This is a genomic window from Amazonocrinis nigriterrae CENA67 (genome assembly GCF_016056305.1).
GTDB classification, from domain to species: Bacteria; Cyanobacteriota; Cyanobacteriia; order Cyanobacteriales; family Nostocaceae; genus Amazonocrinis; species Amazonocrinis nigriterrae.
Map to the genome: position 1 here is coordinate 65,590 of NZ_JAECZC010000002.1, position 23,927 is coordinate 89,516.

A 23,927-nucleotide genomic window follows, 5' to 3' on the forward strand; every position below is an offset into this window, starting at 1 on the left:
CTTTTACCATAAGTCTCAAGATTACCTATCTTCTCTTTCTCTGTGTCTCTGCGTCTCTGCGTGATATCAAGAATATTTCGGTCTTCTTACACCAAAAAAACAGTAAAAGAAGGCTCAAGTATTTACGGCTGCAAGCATTAGTTTTACTTGCTCTTCATCAAGTTGTTCTAACTGTGCCAAGATATCGTCATCTGTTTGTTCAGCTAGTTTTTGTACTATGAAAATAGACAGTTGTGCCACTGTTGGATTCTCAAATAAGCTACCCAGTGGCACCTCTAACTGAAACACATCTTGGACACGAGATATTAGTTGAGTTGCTAGTAATGAGTGTCCCCCCAATTCAAAGAAGTTATCGTGAATGCTGATGAGTGGGACACTCAGAATTTGTTGCCAGATACTTGCGAGTTGACGTTCAATTTCTGTGCGCGGTGCTACCAATTTACTAGGTTGTTGGCTAGCCTGAGTAGTGAAAGTTAGTAGTTTTTCTCGCTCAATAGTCCCTATTGCAGTTAGTGGCATTTCTTCCAGCTGGACAAAATTGCAAATGGTTTTCTTGCTGAAGCGATCGCGCACTACAATTTCTGACAAACTATCAATATAACTATTGCTGGTAAAGTAAGCAGTTAATCTCTGAATGTTCTGAAATTCATTCTGTGTATAGCGTCGAATGTTGCGATTGCTGCTATCTAAACCCACAATCAACTGTGTCTGATTGCGATACAAAGCGGCAATTAAGCAAGTTAATCCCTGCTCTTTGGAAATGATATAATACCCTATACTACGAGCAGCATCCCTTGCATATGCTGGATTTTTCTGACTCATCCCTACTTCATCCCACATTGTCCAATTTAAACAGTAGGTTTGGGAATGTAAATGATGTCGCTGATACAGAGAACAAGTATCTAAAAAGCTATTGGCGGCAGAATACGCACTAAAACTAGCTCCTCCAAATACACTATTGATTGAAGAGAAGGAAATAAACACTGTTTGAGGGCGATTCTTAATCAGTTGGTAGAGTGTCCAAGTCCCGTGAACTTTCGGCCGCAACATAGAATCGAAGGTTTGCAAGGTTTCCACTGTAATGTAGTGATCATCAATTACTTTCCAGTGGTATTCTAAGTTACCTTCACCTGCTAAATGAATAATTCCTGACAGTGGTTGATTCCATTCTGTCTCGGCTTGGGCAACAATTTTTTGTAAACCCTCCAAATCACAGATATCGATGGCTTGGTAAATAAATTCACCACCAACTGCTGCAATTTGTTGGTAATTTTTAATCCTCTTTGCAAGATGTGTTTCTTGGTCAATATACTTTGACCATTCACTGTGATTTGGTAACTCTGTTCGACCTACAATAATCAGTTTTGCAGAGTATTCTTTCATCAAATATTGGCACAGATATGTACCGATTCCACCCAATCCTCCTGTCACCAAATAAATTCCGCCTTGCTTGAGAGGAATTTCTTGAGTTGGTTGCTGGGACATATCGACTTTGGCAAGAGATGATACCAAACGCCGATTTTGACGATAGGCAATTTCTGTATCACCGCTAGCAACGCGCAGTTCTCGCAGAATCTGTTTTGCGTTCACTTCCATAGATGCAACTTCTAAGTCGATGTGGCGACATTGCAACCAAGACAACTCTAAAGGAATTGTCTTCAAAAATCCCATGAGAGTAGATTTTTCATAAGCAATTTTGTCAGCACTTGAGGTAAACTGTGCATGGCTGGAAATAACTTGCAATTTCACCGCATGTTCGGAACGTTGAGTTTTAGCTAAAGCTTGCACCAAAAACAGCAAACTGTAGATTCCCTGCTTTTGGGCTTGTTCCAAAGCTTCTAAGCTGGAAACTTCTCCGGTATATTCGTCATAAGTCCAGAGGTGGAGAATTTGGGCAATGTGCAAGTTAGCGGCTGCTAAGGATTCTAGTAAAAGGCGATAGTCATCGGGTTGATGAGGATTGATGCTATAGCGAAGGATACGATCGCTTCCCACTTCACTATCAAGTTTGGCAAATTTTGCCCCCGCTTCCACACAAACACAAGGTTGATTTAGTTCTCTAGAGATTAATTCCCCTAATCCCAAGCGATCGCAAAACACTAGATTAAAACCTGACTGAAGGCGATCGCTATTTCTTACTACTTCTTTACACTGCCAAATCTTGCGGTAAAACCAGTCTGGAACTGTGTTAGCATTACCTTTCAAGATATCAAACCGTTTGAGAATCTCTTTAAATTCACCAGCTTGAAAACGCTCTTTGAGTTGGGAACGTTGAATCTTGCCAATGGCAGTCTTAGGAATTATCTGTTTTTCAACAGGAATCAGATAATCTGGATTGATGCCAATCTTTTCTACAACTTGGCTGCGAATTTCCTGAGTCAGTTGAATCACGTTTGCTTCATCAGCAACAACAGGACTGAAAAAGATTGCTAATTTATCAGTGTTATTAAAAACACCACGGACAGCAACGGCAGCAGTATATGAAACTTCAACGCCAGCAAGCTCTTCAACTGCTGATTCGATTTCATGGCTGTAATAGTTGATACCATTAATGATAATCACATCTTTCTGGCGGCCAGTTATCGTTAAACGCCCTTGGTGTAGAAATCCCAAGTCTCCGGTATTCAACCAACCATCCTCGCTGAAAGCTTCTTGGTTAGCTTTGGGGTTTTGATAATAACCGCAGGTGACACAAGCCCCTTTGACCTGCACACGTCCAATAGTTTCCTCTGTAACAACCTGTTCCTGTGTATCTACAATCCGCACTTGAAAACCCGGAATCGGTGCCCCGACTTCCACAAAGGAATCATCATCTGTGGTTGAGTCTAGAGAAAAGTTGTGCGAGAAAACTACGCCGGAACTAGTTTCAGACATCCCCCATGATGGATGCATGACAGTTGCAGACAACCCATGAGGAACAAGTAAGTGCAAAAACTTGCGGGCGTGTTTGGCTACAATTGCCTCGCCACCATTGAGAATAAATCGCATGGAAGACAAATCCCAACTACGCTTACTCAGTTCTTGCGCCCTGTCGTTAATTAACCCATAAGCAAAGTTAGGTGCCCAAGTAATCGTCGCTCGATACTGCTCTATCCAATCCAACCATAAAAGAGGATTTGCCAAAACTAATTCTGTAGGAGCCTGAATTTGTTGGCAACCAAGATAGACATCCCGAATATGGAACATCACTAAACCGCCTACATGGTCTAGCGCCAACCAATTCAACGAAACATCATTACTTGTAAAGTTATTCATGATAGCCGTAGCAGCCGAACGGCTTAACAAAGCCTGATGAGTCTGCATCACTGCTTTGGGAATGCCTGTACTACCGGAAGTCAACAGCAAGATTGCTAAATCTTCTGGTTGGCTAACATACCAATTCTGGTCTGGTTCACACCGACGCAAGTCATCTATAACTTCAACTTGCAAGTTTTCTAAGTTTAATGTCTCTGACCAAGAACGAATTGCTTGTGCTAGCTTTGCTGTGGTTAGTATTGTTGGTTGCCCTAGCATCTGCCAGGCATTTTCTAGTTTACTGGTGGTAGTGTTGCCTCGTTCATAGGTGGGAGCGATTGCAATGGGTACTGGTACAAATCCCCCCAGGACGCAACCCCAAAAGGCTGCAATGAAATCTTGATTTTCCTCTAACTGGAAAATAACCTGATCTTGAGGCTTTAAGCCCAGCTTTCTCAAACCTGCCAGAATTCGTTGCGCCTCTAACAGCAAATCTTGATATGTTTGAGTGCGTTGGCTGCCATCTGAGTTGATGTAAACGATTCCTTGAGTTGGGCTTTCTTTAGCTGTACGGTGTAAAGCTTGTGCTAAAGTTGTTGGCGCATCCTCTGACAGATGCAGGGGTTCACCGTGACTGATGGCTGGTCTGTTTGACCCTGATTGATTTTGCGGATACACTGTCGTGAGGACTTGCTTATTGCTTCCATTGCTGGTGGTGAGTTGATGATCACCAAGCAAATCAGACAAGTGCAGCGGTAGAAGGGTAGTAACTTGCTGTTGCACCACCACTGCCACCTGATCAATTTCTGGCAGTGCTTGCAGTTGTTTTTCCCATCTTTGCACCAAGTCGGATTCAATAACTTCTAGCCGAGTTAAAGCTTGTTCATCGACTTGTCCAGTTTGTGTTAATGGTAGTGCAGATATGGGTACATAGGCAGACGGCAGTAAGTGAGTTGGTAAAAGAGTTTGCAAGTGGGATTGTAGTTGCTCTGGAAAGAAGGCTCCTGATAAAACTACATAAGCTATTAGTTGTGGCCCTGCTGTTTCTGTTTGTCGCACCAGCACCCAAGCATCATCTACATTAGGAGATGCTAATAAAGCTATTTCTATTTCTGAAAGTTCTACCCGATAACCTTTAATCCAAGCCAGCCTATCTATACTCCCTAGCAGTTCTAAAGAACCATCGTGAAGACGACGTGCCAATTCACCTGTTTTGAACAATCGCTGATCAGAGGTTTGTTTGAAGGGATTTTTGATGAAGCGTTGGGCTGTTTCTTCCTCAGCGTTGAGATAACCCCTAGCTAAATTTGTCCCACCTACATAGATTTCCCCTTTTACCCCGATTGGTACCGGTTGTAAGTGCTGATCTAAAATGTAAACTGACATATAACTGGGATGTCCAATAGGCAGAGTTGGTTGTGTGCCGAGGGACTGAACTTTTAAGCTTGTCACCTCGCCGGCAGTTTCAGGTAAACTGTAGAGATTGTGTAACTCAGCTATGAAATGCCCTCTAAACGCTTCAACTAACGATTGTTGCAACGGTTCGCCACTGCACAACACCAAACGCAGCGATCGCAATTCTACTTTTTTCTCTCCACTCAAGCAGGTAATGAAAGCTGAAAGTGCGCTGGGAACAAAATTGATCACACTCACTTGTTGACTAACAATCAAATGCTGTAAGTCTGTTGGATTGTCTTGATTGTTGGCTGCAATGATCAAACGACTTCCCACAACCAAAGGCCAGAAGATTTCCCTAACGGCTATATCCTGATCTAAAGAGGCTTTGTGCAAGACAATATCAGACTTTGACAACGCAAAGGACTTTTGCAGCCAACTCAGGCGTTGACTAACTCCCCCATGTTCTACTAAAACTCCTCGCTGCGATGAGTAGATGAGATAAGCAAGGTTTGCAGGCGTTGTTTGATGAGGCGGGTTTTCTTGGCTTTGTTGTACAATCACTTCCCAATGTGAATCTAAGCAAATCACTTTTGCCTGATGTTCTGGAAGATGCTGTGCTAGATGGTATTGACTCAACAATACTGATAGTTGAGTTTCTGCTAAAATCAACTGCGATCGCTCGTTTGGATAAGCTGGGTCTATCGGTACATATGCACCTCCAGCCTTGAGAATACCCAACAACCCAATTATCATTAAGGGCGATCGCTCTACACAAATACCAACTAAAGCTTCTGCACCAATTCCTAGTTTTCGCAAATAGTGCGCTAGTTGATTTGCTTTAGCGTTTAACTGTTGGTAGGTGAATTGCTGGTCTTGCCAAACTACTGCTACTGTATTTGGCTGGAGTTGTACTTGCTTTTCAAACAACTCATGAATACATTGATCTTCAGTCAAATTGCTGAGTTTAGGATTCCATTCTACTAACAGTCGATGCTGTTTCTCAGTTAGCAGCGGTAATTCACCAATCGGTTGTTCAGGATTAGCAACAATTGCTGCCAGTAAAGTCTGAAAATTATCTACCATCCTGGCAATGGTATCTTCCTCGAACAAATCGCTGCTATATTGCCACCAACCTAGCAGTCCGTTTTTTGTCTCCCAAATCAACAAGCCTAAATCGCTGCCTGCTGTTCCACATTCTACGACTTGCGGAGTCAGGGTAACATCGGCTAACTCGAATGGATCTAGGGAGAAATTCTCTAAGACAAACATGGTTTGGAAGAGGGGGTGGTAGCTTAGAGAACGTTCTGGTTGCAATGCTGTCACCACTTGCTGAAAGGATACATCCTGGTGGGCATAAGCAGACATTGCAACTTGCCGTAACTGAGACAGAAACTCAGAAAAACTGGGATTGCCTTGAATTTGGTTACGTAGCACCAGAGTGTTGGCAAAAAAACCAACAATTGGTTCCAAAGCCCGACTATTGCGGTTAGCGATCGCACAACCAACACATATATCTTGTTGACCGCTGTACCGATAAAGTAATATTACGTAAGCCGCAAGCAATATTTGATATAATGTAACTCCTAGCTTTTGGCTTAAGCTATTGAGTTGTTCGGTCAAATTGCGATCGATTTCAAATTGCTTGCTATCACCCCGGTAGCTCTTGACTAAAGGACGTGGTTTATCTGTGGGGATTTCTATGGAGGGTGTAGCACCAGCTAATTGTTGCTTCCAGTAGTTGAGTTGTTTTTCTAACACTTCCCCAGTTAACCACTGTCTTTGCCAAACTGCAAAATCAGCGTATTGGATGGGCAATTCGGGGAGAGACACCAAATTTCCTTCTGTGAAGGCGCGATAAAAGGTAGACAGCTCGTCGAAGAATATCCCCATTGACCAACCATCTATAATGATGTGGTGCATACTCAAGACCAGCGTATGGGATTCTGAACCCAAGCGCAGTAAGGTAGCTCGCAACAAGGGGCCGTTACTTAAGTCGAAAAGCTGGCTAACCTGTTGGGTGATAACTTCTTGCACCTGTGCGGCTGCGAAGCCTTGCAAGTCGATGATGGGCATGAAGATTTTAAACTCTTTAGCGATCGCTTGCACAGGTTTACCATCGACTGCGGGAAATGTTGTCCGCAAACTTTCATGACGGCGAATAATTTCGTTGAGACTCCACTCTAAAGCGTCAATATTTAGCGCCCCTTGAAAGTGTAACCCAAAATTTGTGTTATAATAGGGGGTTTTGCTTTCTACTTGAGAGACAAACCACATTCTTTCTTGAGCGAAAGATAAAGGCAAATTGTGCGATCGCTCTACAGGCACTATTGGGTCAGCATTGGAGGGTATTGCATTCTTAGCTTCTTCGAGAAAGGCGATAATTTCTGTTTTACGTCCTAACAGTTCTTTTTTCAGGTCTTGGTTCATCACTCCCTTGGGAGCGCGATAGCTTAGCTGATTCCCATCAAGAGTAAGTTTAATCCCTAAGCTATTGAGGTGAGACACAAAATCTAAAGTTGTCATTTATAGTACTCCTTCTTCATATATTTCTGCGTACTCAACAGATGCATTCCACTCTTGGGCTGCAATTCTTAACGCTTCAATGCTCTGTTGCAAACCAGCTACGGTAGGAGATGCAAAAAAACGATTTAGGGACAACTCGATAGAGAAAGTTTCGCGCAAACGAGCAATAACTTGGAAAGCTAGCAAAGAATTTCCCCCTAGTTCAAAGAAGTTGTCGTCAATGCTGATCTGCGGTATTCCTAAAACTTCTTGCCAGCTTTGAGCAATCTGTCGTTCCATCTCGTTACTAGGCGCTACAAACTCTCTAGCGGGTGAGTTATCACCTGTGTGGGTTATGCCTTTAGTTAGTGAGTTGCGATCGATTTCGCCAGTGGCGGTGAGGGGCATTTCTGGAATCTGCACAAAATCACAGTTGACGGTTGCTTGAAAGCGGTCTTGCACCGTCACATCTGATAAGCCCACGACTTCTAAATCTTTGTTGTTGGTGAAATAGGCAGTTAATTTCTGTAATTCCCCAAATTCTCCACAAAAGCGGCGAATTTTGCGATTACTGCCATCTAAACCAACAATTAGGGGTGTTTGGTCATGGTACAAACCAGTTAAGAACGAATACACCCCTTGTTGAGGATTCATATCATAGTAACCTTGAGCGCGGGTCAGGTCTTGCCTTTGATAACCTTTGTTAATGCCTATTTCCCGCCAAATTGTCCAAGCGAAACAATAACTCTGCAATAAATGGAAAGAACGCTGGTATTGATTCAAGCTTTCAACAAAAGTGTTAGCAGCAGTGTAACCGCCAATAGTAGCACCGCCAAAGAAACTCATCAATGACGAAAAGCTAATGAAAACTCCTTGTTTTTGGTTCACAAGCATCTGATGTAGCACCCAAGTACCAAATACTTTGGGACGCAGCATGGCGGCTAAACTCTCTTGGGTTTCATCTAAGAGTAAACGCTCGTGATAAACTCCTGCTAAATGGATTACCCCATCGAGTTTGCATCCCCAGCGTAACTTGGTCTGTTCTACCACCTGTTGTAATTTGCTGAGGTCGCAGATATCCACCGCTTCATAAATCACTGCGCCCCCAAGCTGCTGTAATTCTTGGTAGGCCTGAATTTTTGCTGATATATCTTCGGATGTCACGTTTTGCTCAGATAAAGGAGTCCGACCGACTAACAGCAACTTGGCGTTAAAAGACTTAATCAGATATTTAGCAATTTCAACACCAACGCCTCCAAGTCCGCCAGTAATTAAATACATCCCTCCTTGTTTGAAGACAAGTTGTTGTTTTGAGTGCTTTTGTAAATCTACTTTTTCCAAACCTGCAACAAAACGCTTCCCATCCCGATAAACTACCTCTGGTTCTTTTGATAAAACCTGGAGTTCTTGCAAGATATAAGTTCCATTCTCTTCTACCTGGTTTGGCTGCAAATCAAGATGACGACAGTTCAACCAAGGTATTTCTTGGGGAATGGTTTTGACGACACCCAAAACAGTAGCTTTTTCATAAGCTATTTTGTCTGTTGGTTGTGTGGACTGGGTGTAGCTGGAAATAAACAACAACTTGACTGGATGTTCAGAACCCTGAACTTTGTCTAAGGCTTGGCTGAGGAACAACAAACTATAAATTCCTAAGTATTGTGTTTCCTCAAGAGTCTCTAAGCTGTTGATTTCGCCGCCATATTCCTGATAATTCCACAAGTGCAGAATTTGCCCAATGGTGAGATTATCTGCTTTTAAGGTCGAGAGCAAGCGCTGATAATGATCTGGATTGGCGGGAGTTAAAGTAAAGTGGTTAGCGCTGAGTTGGGCAAAATCTGAACCCCAGGAAACACAGACATAGGGAAGATTTTGTTGTTCTAGTTGGTTACATAAGAAAGTCCCTAATCCTAGTTCATCAAGGAATACTAGAGTCAGGTTTGTCCAAGGGTGAGGATTTAATGTTGCGGCTTGCTTACACCGCCAAACTTTTTGGTAGAACCAGTCGGGAATGGTGTTGGCATTGGCATGTAAAATATCAAGCTGTTTGAGGATATGATTGAATTCACCAGCTTCAAAGGATTTCTTGAGTTGCGATCGCTGGATTTTACCAATGGAAGTTTTGGGTATTTGTTCTTTGTCTACGGGAATCAAATAATCAGGATTGATACCAATATTTTGCACTACCTGGCTGCGAATCTCTTTAGTTAATTTCCCAAGTTCTACTGAATCAACTACAGCTAAGCTAAAAAAGATTGCCAACTTATCAGTATGGTCAAAAGCACCCCGAACACCAACAACAGCAGTATATGAAACTTCTACACCTTGAATTTCTTCTACTGCCGATTCGATTTCATGACTGTAGTAATTAACACCATTAATGATAATAACGTCTTTCTCACGTCCAGTAATTGTAAGGCATCCCTGGTTAAGAAAACCCAAGTCTCCAGTTATGAACCAACCGTCTTCTGTGAAAACTTCTTGGTTTAATTCTGGGTTTTGATAATAACCAGACATCACAGTATTACCACTTATTTGCAGAGAGCCAATGGTATTTTCCGTGACTACTTGGTTATGACTATCTACAATCCGCACGTTAACCCCAGGAATAGGCACTCCTACCTCCACAAATGAATCATCGATTAAGGAGAGGGAAAAGTTATGTGAGTAGGTAACACCAGAAGATACTTCAGCCATACCCCAAGCAGGGTGCATGACAGTTGTTTTTAGTCCATGAAGTGCAAGCAGTTCCATAAACCGCTTGGCTGTTTTAGCAACAATGGATTCAGCTCCATTTAAGAGAAATTTTACAGAGGATAAATCCCAATGCCGTTCACTAATCTCTTGAGCATAGTTATTTACCAGCCCAAAAGCGAAGTTGGGCGCAAAGGTGATGGTGACTCGATGTTGTTCAATCCAATCAAGCCATTTCAGCGGTTGTTGAAGAATTAGTTGGGTGGGAACCTGAATTTGCTGGCAAGCTAAATAAACGTCTCGGATATGAAAATAGATGATGCCAGCAACGTGATCTAGTGGCATCCAGTTTAAAGTAATATCCTCACTGGAGAAACCGTTCATTTGAATTGAGCCAGCGGTTCTACTAAGCAAATTGTTATGGCTGAGGACGACGCCTTTGGGCATACCTGTGCTACCAGAGGTCAGAACTAACACGGCTGTATCATCAGCTAAACTCAGATGCGAATTTTGGTCTGGTTCACATTGACGCAAGTTGTCAATAGTTGTGAGTTGCAAGTTTTCTAAGTTCAAGACTTGTGACCAAGCTTGAATAGCTGGGGCTAGGTTGGCTGTTGTCAATATTGTTGGTCGTCCAAGCATCTGCCAAGCATTTTCTAGCTTGCGAGTGGCACTTTGACCTGGTTCATAAGTTGGTGCAGGAGCTATTGGCACTGGAACAAAGCCCCCCAGCACGCAACCCCAAAACGCTGGGATGAAATCTTGATTTTCCTCTAACTGGAAAATTACTTTGTCTTGAGGCTGTAAGCCCAGCTTTCTCAAACCTGCTTTGATTCGCTGTGCCTCTAAGAGCAAGTCTTTATATGTTTGAGTGCGTTGGCTGTCATCCAACTGGATGTAAACGATTCCTTTAGTTGGGCTATCTTTAGCTGCCCGCTGTAAAGCTTGTGCTAGAGTCTTTGGGGCTGTCTCATCTAGTTGCAACAATTCACCATGACTGATGGCTAGTTTGTCTGAGGGCAACTTGTTTTTGTTCACCTCTCCCGGATACGCTTTTGTTTTATCTATTAAATCACTGCTAGCAACGGCGGCTTGCCAATTTGGTAGCAAATCCATCAGATGTAGTGGCGGTAAGCTTTTAGCCTGCTGTTGAACCACCACCGCCACCTGGTCAATTTCTGGTAAGGCTTGCAATTGCGCTTCCGATCTTTGCACCACATCAAAGTCAATCACAGGCAGCAGCGTCAAAGCTTGTTCATCAATCTCTCCGTTAGCCAATAGTGGCAAACTAGACAACGGCACATAAGCGGATGGCAGAAGTTCTGGAGGTAGAAGTGCTTGCAAATGGGACTGCAACTGTTGTGGAAAGAAGGCTTCTTTTAAAACTACATAAGCCATCAGTTGTGAACTATTGGTTTCTGTGTCCCTCAACAGTACTCGGCAATCTTCGACAGAAGGAGCAATTAAAAGCGCTGCTTCAACTTGAGAGGTTTTGGAATTGTGAGCCATAAACTAATTTTTCTGAGTGACTGAGTATGAAATTTCAGAAGTTTGTAGCCATATGGAAAAGTTTTAAGTAGCAGGTAGGAGGGCAAAGCACTGACACCAGCGGGTTGCTTTAGCTAATTGTGTCCATCTACTAATTACCTGTCAGTTAATGAGAAATAAGTGTAAGCATAAACACTCTTAGATTGAGAAATAGGTTCTAGATTAGAAGAATAAAGGGGTTCAAGATAATTATTAGTGTTAATTTATCCAAGAAATTCTGCAAATAATGTTGGGTAAATTATCCAGATTTATTTGGATAATTATGAGAATTACTGGTACTTAAAGCTGAGGATTTAAGCCTGGTTGGCAGCTTTCAAGTATCTTCTCAAAGATACTTGGAAGTAAAATTGGTCAGAATATAGCTGAATTTTAGAGAAGGGTACAAAAACTAAATAGCTCAGTCATCAATATGAAATTTGTCAAATAAAAATAGTAGAGCAATTAATTAGGTGTCTACTATTTGTTGAAAAATGATTATTTTCTGGATTGTATCTCCAAATATCCATTGTAGGCAAAACTAATTGCTGTAATTAGTTATGAACAATTGTAGCCACTATGCAAGTGAGCGTCAAACCGTCTGGAATAAATTAGAGCAGAATAATCTAGTCAGAAAATTAGAATTAATGTAGCTAGTGGTGGTTGTCCACAAGAATTCTTGATGCGGATCAAGTATATTTATGCTTATATTATCTAAGACAGATGCCAACATTTGAGATATGTAAATAGTGTTTAGCATTAGCAAAACAGAAGCCAATAATACTTTTCATCTGTGGAGAGAAATTATTTGATAAATCTTACCATCTAGTTTCTTAGTGGGACTTAAACATCTATTGCACTATATAGTACTGACACAAAAACTTGATTGTAACCCGCTTATATACTGTTATTTTTTCCTTTAGTTTTCAAATTCCTGCGTAATTTCCGCAAACTCATTGAAACATATTGTAACATACGTCGTTTGCGCTCATCCTTCACAACTACCTTTCCTGGTGTCTCAGCAAACACTTCCAAAAGCAGCAGGATTCTGCCTAAAATACTTTCCTGTGGATTTGAGGACAGCGATCGCAATGCTTTTATATTACTGAGATAATTTTTATTAAAATAGATACAATGTTTTTAAATAATGCGTAGATGCGTTCTCCTAAGTCGTTCTGGAGAAGAAGCGGCTGATCGTAGACAGTGCATGAAAAAGCCTCTAACCTGTAAAGATTGGCAGAGACTTGAGTTGAATTATGTTTCTTATTAAGAGAATAATATCATAAATAAATTTATTCATCTATCATAAGGATGAATTAAATTAAAATTTTTCTCTTACAAAGGATAGACATTTAAACTTTACCCAAAACAATTTATGGATTTGACTAATATATTTAAATAAGTGGAAAAAGGATTTTTTATTTATGTGTACTTAAAGTATTACTTGCATAGAATCAGTACTCAGTAGATTACAAATTAATAAGCTGCTTCTTAATGAACTTTTTTGAGTACTTGAGAGTCTATTTTTAAATAAATGTAAAGATGAAAAAAACAGGCGATCGCATAGATCAACAATGCACTATCTACACAGCTTGAATTTGTATAAAATCTCAATCCACAGCTTCATAATCATTTACAAACAGTCTCTTAACTGGTATCGTTCTTTGAACGATAGCGAAACACAACTTAAATTATTTTAAAGTTCTTTAATAAAAGGGCAAATAAGAGAAAATTAACGTTCTTATATCAAGCCTGCTGAGATCTTGCACCTACCCATTCCGTTTCACTTTAATTTTGATACAAATAGGGAGCAGGGGAGCAGCAAAGCAGGGGAGCAGGGGTGAAAAAATTTGTATCAGATTTTTCGTGAAATGGTATGAGTTCGATGAACCTCTCCCCAACCCCTCTTTGACGCCAAGAGGGGCTTTAACATCCTTGGTGAAGAACGAAAAATCAATCTTTTAAAGCCTCTGACGCCACTTGCGCGCGTCTGTCGGCAAAGCGCACTAGCGCAGTGGCTCCTACTTATAGGCTACGGTGTACACACAAGATTGTCCTAACACATCTGGCTACGGCTATACAAGGGTGGGTTATGGACGAAGCGTCCTAACGCAGCGTCAGAGATTTGAAGTGATTAAATCACTGGTGTGTACACCGTAGGTTTTCGGTCAACTACAAATACTCACTTTGTGAGTTTGTCTATTTAAGCTATGTTTGGTAAATAAAATAAGTAGCCTACTATGTAGGCTGTTATCCCACACTTGACATAAAGCATCGTGAGTGCTAAACGTCTGCCAGAAACCATCGCTCATGTCAGAATTACCCGCCAATCCTGGCAACACGGATTCCTTGAGGGCGAAGTCAGCGCGGGTGATTTTGAGTGGCATTTCCAATGGCATTTCCGCCGGGGAGAACTTTCTGTTAAGCCTTCTCAAGGTCGTGCTTTAATCAAAGAACCCCTCGGTCGCTTCTTGGAACAACAAGATTACCAGCTAGAACCTGGAGGAGATTATGCTTTTACTATTCGAGCTGAACTTTAGGAGTTAGGAGGCGCGGAGTTAGGAGTTAAAAATTAATCTTCTTTCCTCACTGCTGATTCAGTTAGACGATTTAAGTATCTTTCGATTAAGAGGATGGCAACAATGTCATCTATTGGTCGTGGTGGTTGCCGCATACCCTGTGGCAATAGTTTTGTTAGTCCCTTAGGCGGGTACATTTGCCAATAGCGATCGCGTGCTTCTAAGGTCGTGTAACGCTCATCTACTAAAATAATATTCAAAGCTGGTGTCAATTCAACAGACAGCTGCTGTTTCCAACGCTTAGCTGTGGTTTGGTTGCCCATCACCAACAAGGAGATGGGAAACTTTTGACGTAGTGTCTCAATAGTAGCGATCGCTTGTTGTGATGGCACAACCTCGTGATAATATAGTTGCCGATCCAGCCCCATGACTGCTAAACCACATTTATCTTTACCTGGATCAAAGCCTAAAATGACTGGTTGCGTTGGTGAAAATTCCCTGAAGGTCATATGTAAGTAAAAGGGACTGGGGATTGGGTATTAGGGATTGGGGTAATTTTAATCAGGTTAGAAATTACAGAATTTGCTCTGACCCCTCCCAAATTTTAAAACAATTTTCCAGTCCCCAGTCCCAATCGGTTCGGATAAGCATTTTGAACTGACAATAGAGTTTGGGGAAAAGCTTAAAGGTTTTTCTTCCCCTTTTCCCTTTTCCCTTTCCCCTTTAACCGAACCGTATTGTCCCCAGTCCCCAGTCCCCAGTTCAAGTGCTAAAAATCACTTGTCCGTTGATGATTGCTACTAGCTTGACTCTTAAAGGCCCAGCTGTATAGGTGTCCTCTGCCGCGATCGCTTTAATTTCCAATGGTTGGTTATACTGCCTGAGTTGGCCCAAAAAGCGGAGAAAAGTGCCGTCTATTTGTACACTTTCGACAATTCCGGCATTACGGGCACGAAATTGGGAGGCAGAAATGAGCAAATCCAGTCTTTGCCGCACTTGATAAGATGTCATGGTTCTGGGATCGGCAGTGGTTGAAGCTAGAATCTGACCTCCTGAAAAAACTAGTTGATTTCGCGCTGCATCGGCAAAAAATTCGATTTGCTTTTCTCCCCTGACGTAATTACCAGCAGAGAAAATCCGCACTACGTATTCTCGACCATCATTAATCTGCTTGATCAGCTGTTCAACCTTCTCTTGAGTGATACGCAGTATTTCCACATTTGCAGGACTTGTGCCAGGTTCAGTTAATTCTATGTTGGCATTGCGGTTGGCTTCTTGTAAAAGTTGCATTACTGCCTGGCGGGCTACGGTTGCTTGGTCAACTCGAACTACAGCAGAAGCCAGAACTTGACCGCGAACTAAAGCCAGCTTACCCAAACGCAAGTCTCGGTATGACTGGTAATATTTTTCCAGCCTTGCCACTTCCTGTTCTAAAAGTTCTTGTTGATTTTCTAAGTCTTTAAGACGAGATTCCCGTTTGGCGATTACTTGTTCTCGTGAAGCGATTTCTTGATTGCGCTTTTGAATGAGTTGATCGAGTTGGGCAATTTTTTGGTCGCGCAGTTCAATTGCTAGCTTGCGGTTGGCAAGTTCGCGATCGCGCTTTTGAATTGCCGTTTTGGCTTCTTCAATAGCTTTGTTCGCTTCTGTGTACAATCTTTCGCGTTCTGCCTTGAGTTGTGCAACTGCTGTTTGCAGTTCTTTTCTTTGATTATCAACCTTTTCCAGTTCAGCTATGGCTTGTTGGTACTGCGTTACCACTTTACCCAACTGGCTTTGAGTGCCTTGGAGTCTAGCCTGGGTTTGGGCTTGTTGACCAATGGTACGGTTGAGTTGGGCTTGTGTTTGTTGTTGTTTGGCGTTTGCGGCTTGCAATGACTGATTAATTGCCTGCAAGTCTTGCTGCGCCTGTGTTTTTTCTTTTCTTGCTTGATTGAGTTCCGTTTCTACCTGGCTTCTTTGGGCTTCTGCGGTTTTGAGTTGTTCTCGCTTGTTTCTGAGGTCTTTTTGGATATCTTCTAACTCGAAGACTCCCTTCCGCAATCCTTCATCAGCAGCGAATAAAATCGCTAGGGTTGATGCTGAGATTAATCCACCAGTCAAGATAGTTATCAATACAGCCGTGTTTTTGGGACGGAGATTGAATAATGAGAGGCGGGCCTTGCCTACTCGCGTACCTATGCGATCGCCAACGGTGGCAATCACGCCTCCCAGAATTAAAATTGCTGCTATTAGGATGTACCCGGTGGTCATCTTCAGCTACCGAAATGCTTCCAGATACAGCCTACTACTTTCAGTCATTATCTGTGGAGAAGGGAATATTGGCAATAGCTGAAATTACTCAAGATTTATGATTTACTCCAGCTATGGGTGTAAGGTTTTTATGAAGAAGAATCCAGAAGTCAGAATGTAATTTTGAGGAATTTCCAATCCTCTACCAGTTATTAGGCGTACACCTTTGGATAACCCAATAGGTAGCGGTTTTCTCTGGTTGGATTGCTAAATCTCCAATCAGCGCGGGTGTCACAAATCTATGATTTACAAACCAGTCGCAGATAATTCTCCTGAATTCTAGCGAGGTGACGCCTTTATTCTTTCTTAATAAAACAATACACGCCACCATCCCCCTCCTAATTGTTTTTAAGTGAACTGTCTACTTAAAGTGACAGGTTTATGCACAGTGATTTTCTTTTTGTGAATTGAAATCATTTTTTTCTCACGCAAGTCACCAAGTAACCTGGTGACGGTAACGCGAGTCGAACCAATTGCTTCTGCGATCGCCTGATGAGATAACTTTAAATCAATTGTGATCCCATCTGCACAAGGAACACCAAAATCACGACAGAGAATCAACAGAAAACTCACTAACCTTGAACCCATATCTCGGTGAGCTAATGTTTCAATCATCATTTCTGTTTGTAATATCCGCGAAGACAGACCCCGCAGCATTAACATTGATAATTCTGGATTTTCCTTGAGTGCTTGCTCTACTTGTTCAATTGGCGCTGACAGTAATTCCACAGGCGTAAATGCAACCGCATGGTAAAACCTATCTGACTTGTTTCCTGTCAGCAATGACAACACACCAAAAACACTATTTTCCCGCAGTAGTGCTACCGTTATTTCTTCTCCTGCCTCGTATACCCTGGAAAGCTTCACAGCACCCTTTAGAAGGAAATAAACTCGTTCGGCAGGATCTCCAGGAAAAAAGATCGTTTTGTTGCGTTCAAACGTTTCCACAACCGGCGGAAACGCTCCGGTCGCCATCTGACGAAATACATTTGCTAGGGCTTTATCTTGTGTCACGATCATCTCCCTTCCCCTACCCAATGCCGGAAAAACAAAAACTGATTACCTAAGAATACACCTGAAAATTCAATAAAGCACCGTCAACCTTTCTGTACTTTCCTATACTTAAACTCACTAATTGATAGTTATTTGTTCATAATGATACACAATTTATCATGTTTTTAGCTAGTAGTTGTTATAGGTTCTTGTACATTTATAATCATCAGGTTTTTTGTTGAAAAATTCATCATATCTTGAGAATATCTTAAGGATTATCAGAGATTTTTTTTATATTAAACATTCATTACAATCAGGACTTACGCACAAATTGCTTCATAGTTGAATAAATCGAACTGCCATGACGCCAAGAACGCCTTTGCGAAGCGTCTCGAAGAGAAGAATTCGTGCCTGTGTGTGTAAGTCCTCCAATCATTATTTTTGCAAATTTTGTGCAAAATAAATACACATGAGCTTGATAAAGCAGTTTTCGTTGGCATGAAGTACAAAAGCTACAGGTTTTGAGGCAGCTATCCTGGAGGAAGTCCCAATGAAACAAGTTTCACGAGCTTTGCATGAAAGTGGGACTAGGGATTGGGATTTTTACTCAGCACTCAGCACTTTCAAGTCAGGAGTTAGAAACTTTTTATATCTGATTAATCAGTTCTGCGTTTTGTACCTCACTTAAAAGCAAACTGCTGTATTAAGTTGTATTCATAAATCACAACTGGGAGATCAGGGAGTAGCGAGAAATGGAGAGTGGCTTTTTTGATGATCCTCCTCATCCCTCTCATCCCCCTTATCCCCCTCATCCCCCTCATCCCCAATTACAATCTTTGATGGCAAGTCGGTATCAGATTCTAGTATGCTCCTAATGATTGATCGCACTGACAATTTTTATGCTTAATCTGACTGGAAAAAACGCTTTGGTTACAGGTATTGCCAATAACCGCTCTATTGCCTGGGGTATAGCTCAACAACTGCACAAAGCAGGGGCTAACCTGGGCATTACCTACTTGCCAGATGACCGAGGCAAAATGGAGAAAAAAGTTGCAGAATTGGTGGAACCTCTCAGCCCTAGCTTGTTTCTTCCTTGTAATGTTCAAAACGATGAACAAATTCAGTCTACCTTTGAAAGTATCCGCGATCAGTGGGGAAAGCTAGATATTCTCATCCACTGTCTGGCGTTTGCCAACAAAGACGATTTGAGCGGAGATTTTAGCCAAACCTCTCGTTCTGGTTTCAGTACTGCTTTAGAAATCAGTACTTACTCACTGGTACAGTTAAGTGGTGCGGCTAAACCTTTGATGACAGAGGGAGGTAGTATTATCACTTTGACATATTTAGGCGGTGTGCGGGCGGTTCCTAACTATAATGTCATGGGAGTTGCCAAGGCGGGATTAGAAGCGAGTGTGCGTTATTTAGCTACTGAACTAGGGCCGCAAAATATTCGAGTGAATGCCATCTCAGCCGGGCCAATTCGCACTTTGGCATCTTCAGCCGTGGGAGGCATTTTGGACATGATTCATCATGTAGAACAAGTGGCACCCCTGCGTCGCACCGTGACTCAGCAAGAAGTAGGCAATACCGCTGCTTTCTTATCCAGTGATTTAGCCAGCGGAATTACTGGACAAGTCCTGTATGTAGATGCAGGATATGAAATCATGGGAATGTAATACGATTTGGGAATGGGGAATTGGTAATTGGGAAAAAGAGAATTGGTAATTGGGAAAAAGAGAATTGGTAATTGGTAATTGGATTCTACTATTAGTCATCACATCTGGCCCATTACCCATTACCCATTACCCATTACCCATAGCCCATTCCCCATACCCCATTCCCTATTCCCCATTCCCTATGCAAATAAGCGATCGCCAAATTACTAAAACTTCTCGCATTGCCTCTGTTCACCGCACTACTGGCGAAACTGATGTGCAAGTTACCGTCAACCTGGATGGTACAGGCATCTGTACGGCAGCTACGGGTATTCCGTTTTTGGATCATATGTTACATCAAATCGCCTCCCACGGGCTGATTGACTTAGATGTCAAAGCTACGGGAGACTGGGAAATTGATGACCATCACACCAATGAAGATGTCGGTATTACCCTAGGACAAGCTTTGAGTAAAGCACTAGGCGATAGAAAAGGTATTGTCCGCTTTGGTAATTTTCTTGCGCCGTTGGATGAAGCCTTAGTTCAGGTTGCACTGGACTTTTCTGGGCGTCCTCACCTCAGCTACGGCTTGGAAATTCCTACCCAACGGGTGGGAACCTATGACACTCAGTTGGTGCGCGAATTCTTTGTAGCCTTGGTAAATCATAGCCAAATGACATTGCACATCCGCCAACTAGATGGCATTAATTCCCATCACATTATCGAGGCGACATTTAAAGCGTTTGCTAGAGCAATGCGAATAGCTGTGGAGATTGACTCTCGTCGTGCTGGTACAATTCCTAGTTCTAAGGGTGTTCTTTGAGAAGTGCTGAATGCTGAGTGCTAAGTAGAGACGATTCGGCGAATCGTCTCTACTGCTGAATGCTAAGTGCTGAGTGGTGAGTGCTGAAATTAATCAGCACTTTGACAAGAGAGTGTCAATTTAGTAGTTGTTTGCGATAATTGACAAACCTAATAGCGATCGCTCTTGCCAAGTCTTAGACGAACGCATTTGTCAAAACATTGGCTAAGCTGCTATTAGTAAGCTGATAAGCATTTAGCTTGTTTTAGTTAGAATTGAGGGAGTGAGGAATCAAAATCCCAAAGCTTCTTGAATTCTGTTTTGTATACTAAATTGCAGTCGCAAATGTCACCTTGGTAATTGGTAATTAAACTGTGATGAAGTCTGTTACAGGCCCTCCGCCAGCAGTTCTCACTTCTGAGTTGCAAAAAGTCTATCGCACAGGCTTTTGGCTGAATCAAAAAATCGTATCTCTCAAAAGTTGCTCAATAAAAGTTCATAAAGGCGAAACTTTTGGGTTACTAGGGCCAAATGGTGCTGGTAAAACAACGCTTTTAAAACTGTTGTTGGGGATTATCCGTCCCACTGCTGGACGAGGACTTTTGTTTGGTAGACCACTAGGCGATCGCGATATTAAGCAACGCATCGGCTACTTACCAGAAAATCCCTATTTATATGAGTATCTCACTGGTTGGGAATTTTTGCAGCTAGCCGCTGGGTTGTTTGGAATTTCTGCAAATGTACAACGCCAACGGATTCCGCAATTGTTGGAATTAGTGGGTTTACCATTAGCTGATGCACGCAAAAAGCCTCTGCGTCGCTACTCGAAAGGTATGTTACAGCGTGTGGGTATGGCACAGGCGTTAATTAATGATCCAGAATTAATATTTCTGGATGAACCCATGTCTGGTTTAGATCCGGTGGGACGCTACCAAATGCGTGAAATTATTTTGTCACTGAAAGCCGCTGGTAAAACGATTTTTTTTAACAGCCATATTCTCAGTGAAGTTGAGCAAATTTGCGATCGCGTTGCTATTCTTTCTCAAGGTGAATTAATTTGCTCTGGTTCCCTGAATGAACTATTGGGTACACAAAGCACATATCATGTCAAAGGTCAAGGTGGTGACTGGGAAATTCTCAAAAAATGGATACCTGGTCTGGTGTTTGATCCAGATGGTTCTTGGCAAGGTACACTACAAGAAGATTACTATGATTTTCTTGGCAGTCTCCGCCTGATGGGTGGGAAAATCACTTCTATGAACTTGTCACGTAATTCTTTGGAAGAGTTTTTTATCCAACAGATACAACAGCAAAATAAATCAGTGAATTAAATATTGTTTCTCAATATAGCCAGCCTATGTGAGTCTAAAAATTTAAGAGCTTCATATTCCCGACTTCTGTGGGAAGTCGGGAATCTTGTTGTTCCCAGTCTAATAAAATTGACTACATCAACTGTTTTTCAATAGACTTTTGATTATTAACCGTGAACAGTCTGTACGTCCATATATCCAAATTAGGGTAGCACAGCTGTGCTACCCTACAAAAAATTTATTTATTTTTTTAACTTTGAAAATGCCTGGCTACTCCAGATTGATAGGAGAAAATTTATGACCTTCCGCGATGAGTTTAAACTACTGCTACGTGCCCGTTACCCTTTAATTTACATCCCTACCTATGAAGAGGAGCGCTTAGAAGCAGCTATCCGGGAAGAAGCAGCAAACCAAGGTAATCGCCCAGTGTATACTTGGGATTTTGTCGATGGCTATCAAGGTAATCCCAATGATGCAGGATTTGGGCGACGTAACCCGCTACAAGCTTTGGAATTTGTGGAAAAAATCCTGGCTTCTGCGCCTGCGGTCTTGATTTTGCGAGATTATCATCGTTTTTTAGAAGATGTGGCGATCGCTCGCAAACTCCGCAACCTAGCCCGACTCCTCAAGTCTCAACCGAAAAATATCGTGTTACTGTCGCCACGCATCGCTATTCCTGACGACTTAACGGAAGTTTTAACGGTGGTGGAGTTTCCTTTACCCGCCGCCCCTGAAATTAAAACAGAGGTGGAACGCTTACTGCAAAGTACAGGCAATTCTCTTTCTGGTAAATTTTTAGATGATTTAGTGCGCTCTTGTCAAGGGCTTTCTATGGAGAGGATTCGCCGGGTTTTGGCTAGAGCGATCGCTTCTCACGGCGAATTACAACCAGAAGATGTAGATTTAGTTCTGGAAGAAAAGCGCCAAACTATACGCCAAACCCAAATTCTCGACTTTTACCCCGCCACTGAGCAAATTTCCGACATTGGCGGACTAGATAACTTGAAAGATTGGTTGATTCGTCGCGGAGGTTCATTTACTGAGCGAGCGCGTCAATATGGATTACCGCACCCCCGTGGTTTAATGTTAGTAGGGATTCAAGGCACTGGTAAATCACTAACAGCAAAAGCGATCGCTCATCACTGGCATTTACCCTTGCTACGCTTGGATGTAGGACGATTATTTGGTGGGTTAGTAGGTGAATCAGAATCGCGTACTCGCCAAATGATTCAAGTAGCAGAAGCCCTCGCCCCTTGTGTTTTATGGATTGATGAAATCGATAAAGCTTTTTCTGGACTTGGTAGCAAAGGAGATGCAGGAACTACTAGCCGCGTCTTTGGGACTTTTATTACTTGGTTAGCTGAAAAAACATCTCCTGTATTTGTCGTCGCCACCGCCAACGACATCCAAGCGCTACCACCGGAAATGTTGAGAAAAGGGCGCTTTGATGAAATTTTCTTTGTGGGTTTACCCACGCAAGAAGAAAGAAAAGCAATTTTTAACGTTCACTTATCCCGACTACGCCCCCATAACTTGAAAAGTTATGACATCGACAGGCTAGCATACGAAACACCTGATTTCTCCGGGGCAGAAATTGAACAAACTTTAATTGAAGCGATGCATATTGGGTTTAGCCAAAACCGAGATTTTACTACTGACGATATATTAGAAGCTGCCAGTCAAATTATACCTTTAGCAAGAACCGCTGTAGAGCAAATTCAACAACTGCAAGAATGGGCTGCGGCTGGAAGGGCGCGTTTAGCCTCGAAACACAGTCCTTTAAGCGATCGCATTCAGCGGCAGTTACAATAATATTTCTGATGACTGATGGCTGATGACTGTGAGTTAGTGTACTGGCTACAAAACCTAAAATAGTATTTAGTCAAGAGTCCATAGTCTATAGTTAATAATTTTTCATAACTGACCCTTACGGGTGACGCTCGCAGGCTCGCTAACGCTGCGCTAACGTCAGTTGTTCATGGGGGACTCGGGACCCCCACGACCGAAGGGAGTGGGGATTGGGGGAGAACCCCCAAGACCACACTGACTCACAACTGACAACTGACCACTGACTATTGACGATTGACCACTGACGATTGACCATTGACTATTGACTATTGATTACTAACTATGCTTTCTGGTTTACTGAAGTTTATACTAGGCTTTTTCTTAGCGATCGCTGTTTTGATAGGTAGCGGTGTTGCTGTTGGACTCTATTTCATGAATAGAACTGCCATCCCTCCTGCAAAACCAATCTTTGCCAACGACCACCCCTCTTTGCAAAATAAGCCACCTAAAGCGGCTGATACAGAAACCAAAGACTCTTCATCTAAAGCTGAGCCTAAAACTACTCCTAGTGCAACTCCCTCTGATTCTCCTACGGATTCGGCATCATTGCCACCAGGAGCTTACCGAGGTCGTGTTACTTGGTCGCAAGGCTTGAGTTTGCGAGCAAAACCAAGCCAAGATGCTGAACGCGTCGGTGGAGTTGGTGTGAATGAAAAAATTATCGTCTTGGAAGAAAGTCCAGATAAAGGCTGGCAAAAGATTCGTGTAGAGAATAGCAAACAAGAAGGTTGGGTAAAAGTAGGTAATACTGAACGGGTGGAACAATAAGTTTTGGGAATTGGGAATTGGGAATTGGGAATTGGGAATTGGGAATTGGATTTTACTATTAGTCATCACATCTGGCCCATTACCCATTACCCATTACCCATCACCCATTACCCATTACCAGGCAAACCGACTATATCGTAAGTAATTAGCCGGACATGATATCATTCGCTACCAAAAGGTTTAAATGTTATTTAATATTGATATTTTGACATATAAAAATATTGTTGTAATTTAGCATCTAAATTGACAAAATTGCCAGTAAATGCTTGATATTAATAGTAAGAATCTAGCATTTACTCAAGTCAAAACTATCACATGAATCGACTCAAAAAACAGAAATTTCTTCCATACTTTCCTGCCAAAGGTAATTACAGCCTTAACTTTTCAT

11 protein-coding genes are annotated in these 23,927 nt (G+C 42.1%); 6 read left to right on the plus strand and 5 right to left on the minus strand.

Annotated features, from left to right (window positions below):
• Window positions 1-114: 114 nt before the first annotated feature.
• Together I8748_RS01860 and I8748_RS01865 are read right to left on the minus strand one after the other, a co-directional pair.
• Window positions 115-7,155, minus strand: a complete 7,041-nt coding sequence (locus I8748_RS01860; protein WP_198122986.1) for a non-ribosomal peptide synthetase — start codon at window positions 7,153-7,155, stop codon at window positions 115-117.
• Window positions 7,156-11,337 (minus strand): SDR family NAD(P)-dependent oxidoreductase, encoded by a 4,182-nt coding sequence (locus I8748_RS01865; RefSeq protein ID WP_198122987.1) that lies wholly within the window; start codon window positions 11,335-11,337, stop codon window positions 7,156-7,158.
• Between the two features lie 2,291 nt (window positions 11,338-13,628).
• Here I8748_RS01865 and I8748_RS01870 point away from each other — a divergent pair.
• Window positions 13,629-13,892 (plus strand): DUF3146 family protein, encoded by a 264-nt coding sequence (locus I8748_RS01870; RefSeq protein ID WP_096552213.1) that lies wholly within the window; start codon window positions 13,629-13,631, stop codon window positions 13,890-13,892.
• A gap of 32 nt (window positions 13,893-13,924) precedes the next feature.
• Here the strand turns inward: I8748_RS01870 and I8748_RS01875 are convergent, their stop codons facing one another.
• From I8748_RS01875 to ntcA, 3 genes are all read right to left on the minus strand, one after another.
• Window positions 13,925-14,380, minus strand: a complete 456-nt coding sequence (locus I8748_RS01875; protein ID WP_198122988.1) for a pre-16S rRNA-processing nuclease YqgF — start codon at window positions 14,378-14,380, stop codon at window positions 13,925-13,927.
• 253 nt (window positions 14,381-14,633) lie between these two features.
• Window positions 14,634-16,124, minus strand: a complete 1,491-nt coding sequence (locus I8748_RS01880) for a DUF3084 domain-containing protein (protein ID WP_198122989.1) — start codon at window positions 16,122-16,124, stop codon at window positions 14,634-14,636.
• A 387-nt stretch (window positions 16,125-16,511) separates the two neighbouring features.
• The gene (gene ntcA / locus I8748_RS01885) at window positions 16,512-17,183 is read right to left on the minus strand and encodes a global nitrogen regulator NtcA (RefSeq protein ID WP_010998529.1); all 672 of its coding nucleotides are present in this window, start codon (window positions 17,181-17,183) and stop codon (window positions 16,512-16,514) included.
• Between the two features lie 872 nt (window positions 17,184-18,055).
• On the opposite strand from ntcA, the gene fabI reads away from it, so the two are divergent.
• The 5 genes from fabI (at window position 18,056) to I8748_RS01910 (ending at window position 23,539) form a co-directional block, all read left to right on the plus strand.
• The gene (gene fabI / locus I8748_RS01890) at window positions 18,056-18,832 is read left to right on the plus strand and encodes an enoyl-ACP reductase FabI (RefSeq protein ID WP_198122990.1); all 777 of its coding nucleotides are present in this window, start codon (window positions 18,056-18,058) and stop codon (window positions 18,830-18,832) included.
• A gap of 181 nt (window positions 18,833-19,013) precedes the next feature.
• Window positions 19,014-19,634 carry an imidazoleglycerol-phosphate dehydratase HisB gene (gene hisB / locus I8748_RS01895; RefSeq protein WP_198123189.1) on the plus strand — a complete coding sequence of 207 codons (621 nt, stop codon included), beginning with the start codon at window positions 19,014-19,016 and terminating at the stop codon, window positions 19,632-19,634.
• A 356-nt stretch (window positions 19,635-19,990) separates the two neighbouring features.
• Entirely contained in the window at window positions 19,991-20,944 is a 954-nt protein-coding gene (locus I8748_RS01900) for an ABC transporter ATP-binding protein (RefSeq protein ID WP_198123190.1), read from the plus strand.
• Window positions 20,945-21,220: 276 nt separating this feature from the next.
• A complete protein-coding gene (locus I8748_RS01905) occupies window positions 21,221-22,735 on the plus strand; it encodes an AAA family ATPase (protein WP_198122991.1) in 1,515 nt (504 codons plus the stop codon).
• Window positions 22,736-23,053: 318 nt separating this feature from the next.
• Entirely contained in the window at window positions 23,054-23,539 is a 486-nt protein-coding gene (locus I8748_RS01910) for an SH3 domain-containing protein (protein WP_198122992.1), read from the plus strand.
• Window positions 23,540-23,927 lie beyond the last annotated feature (388 nt).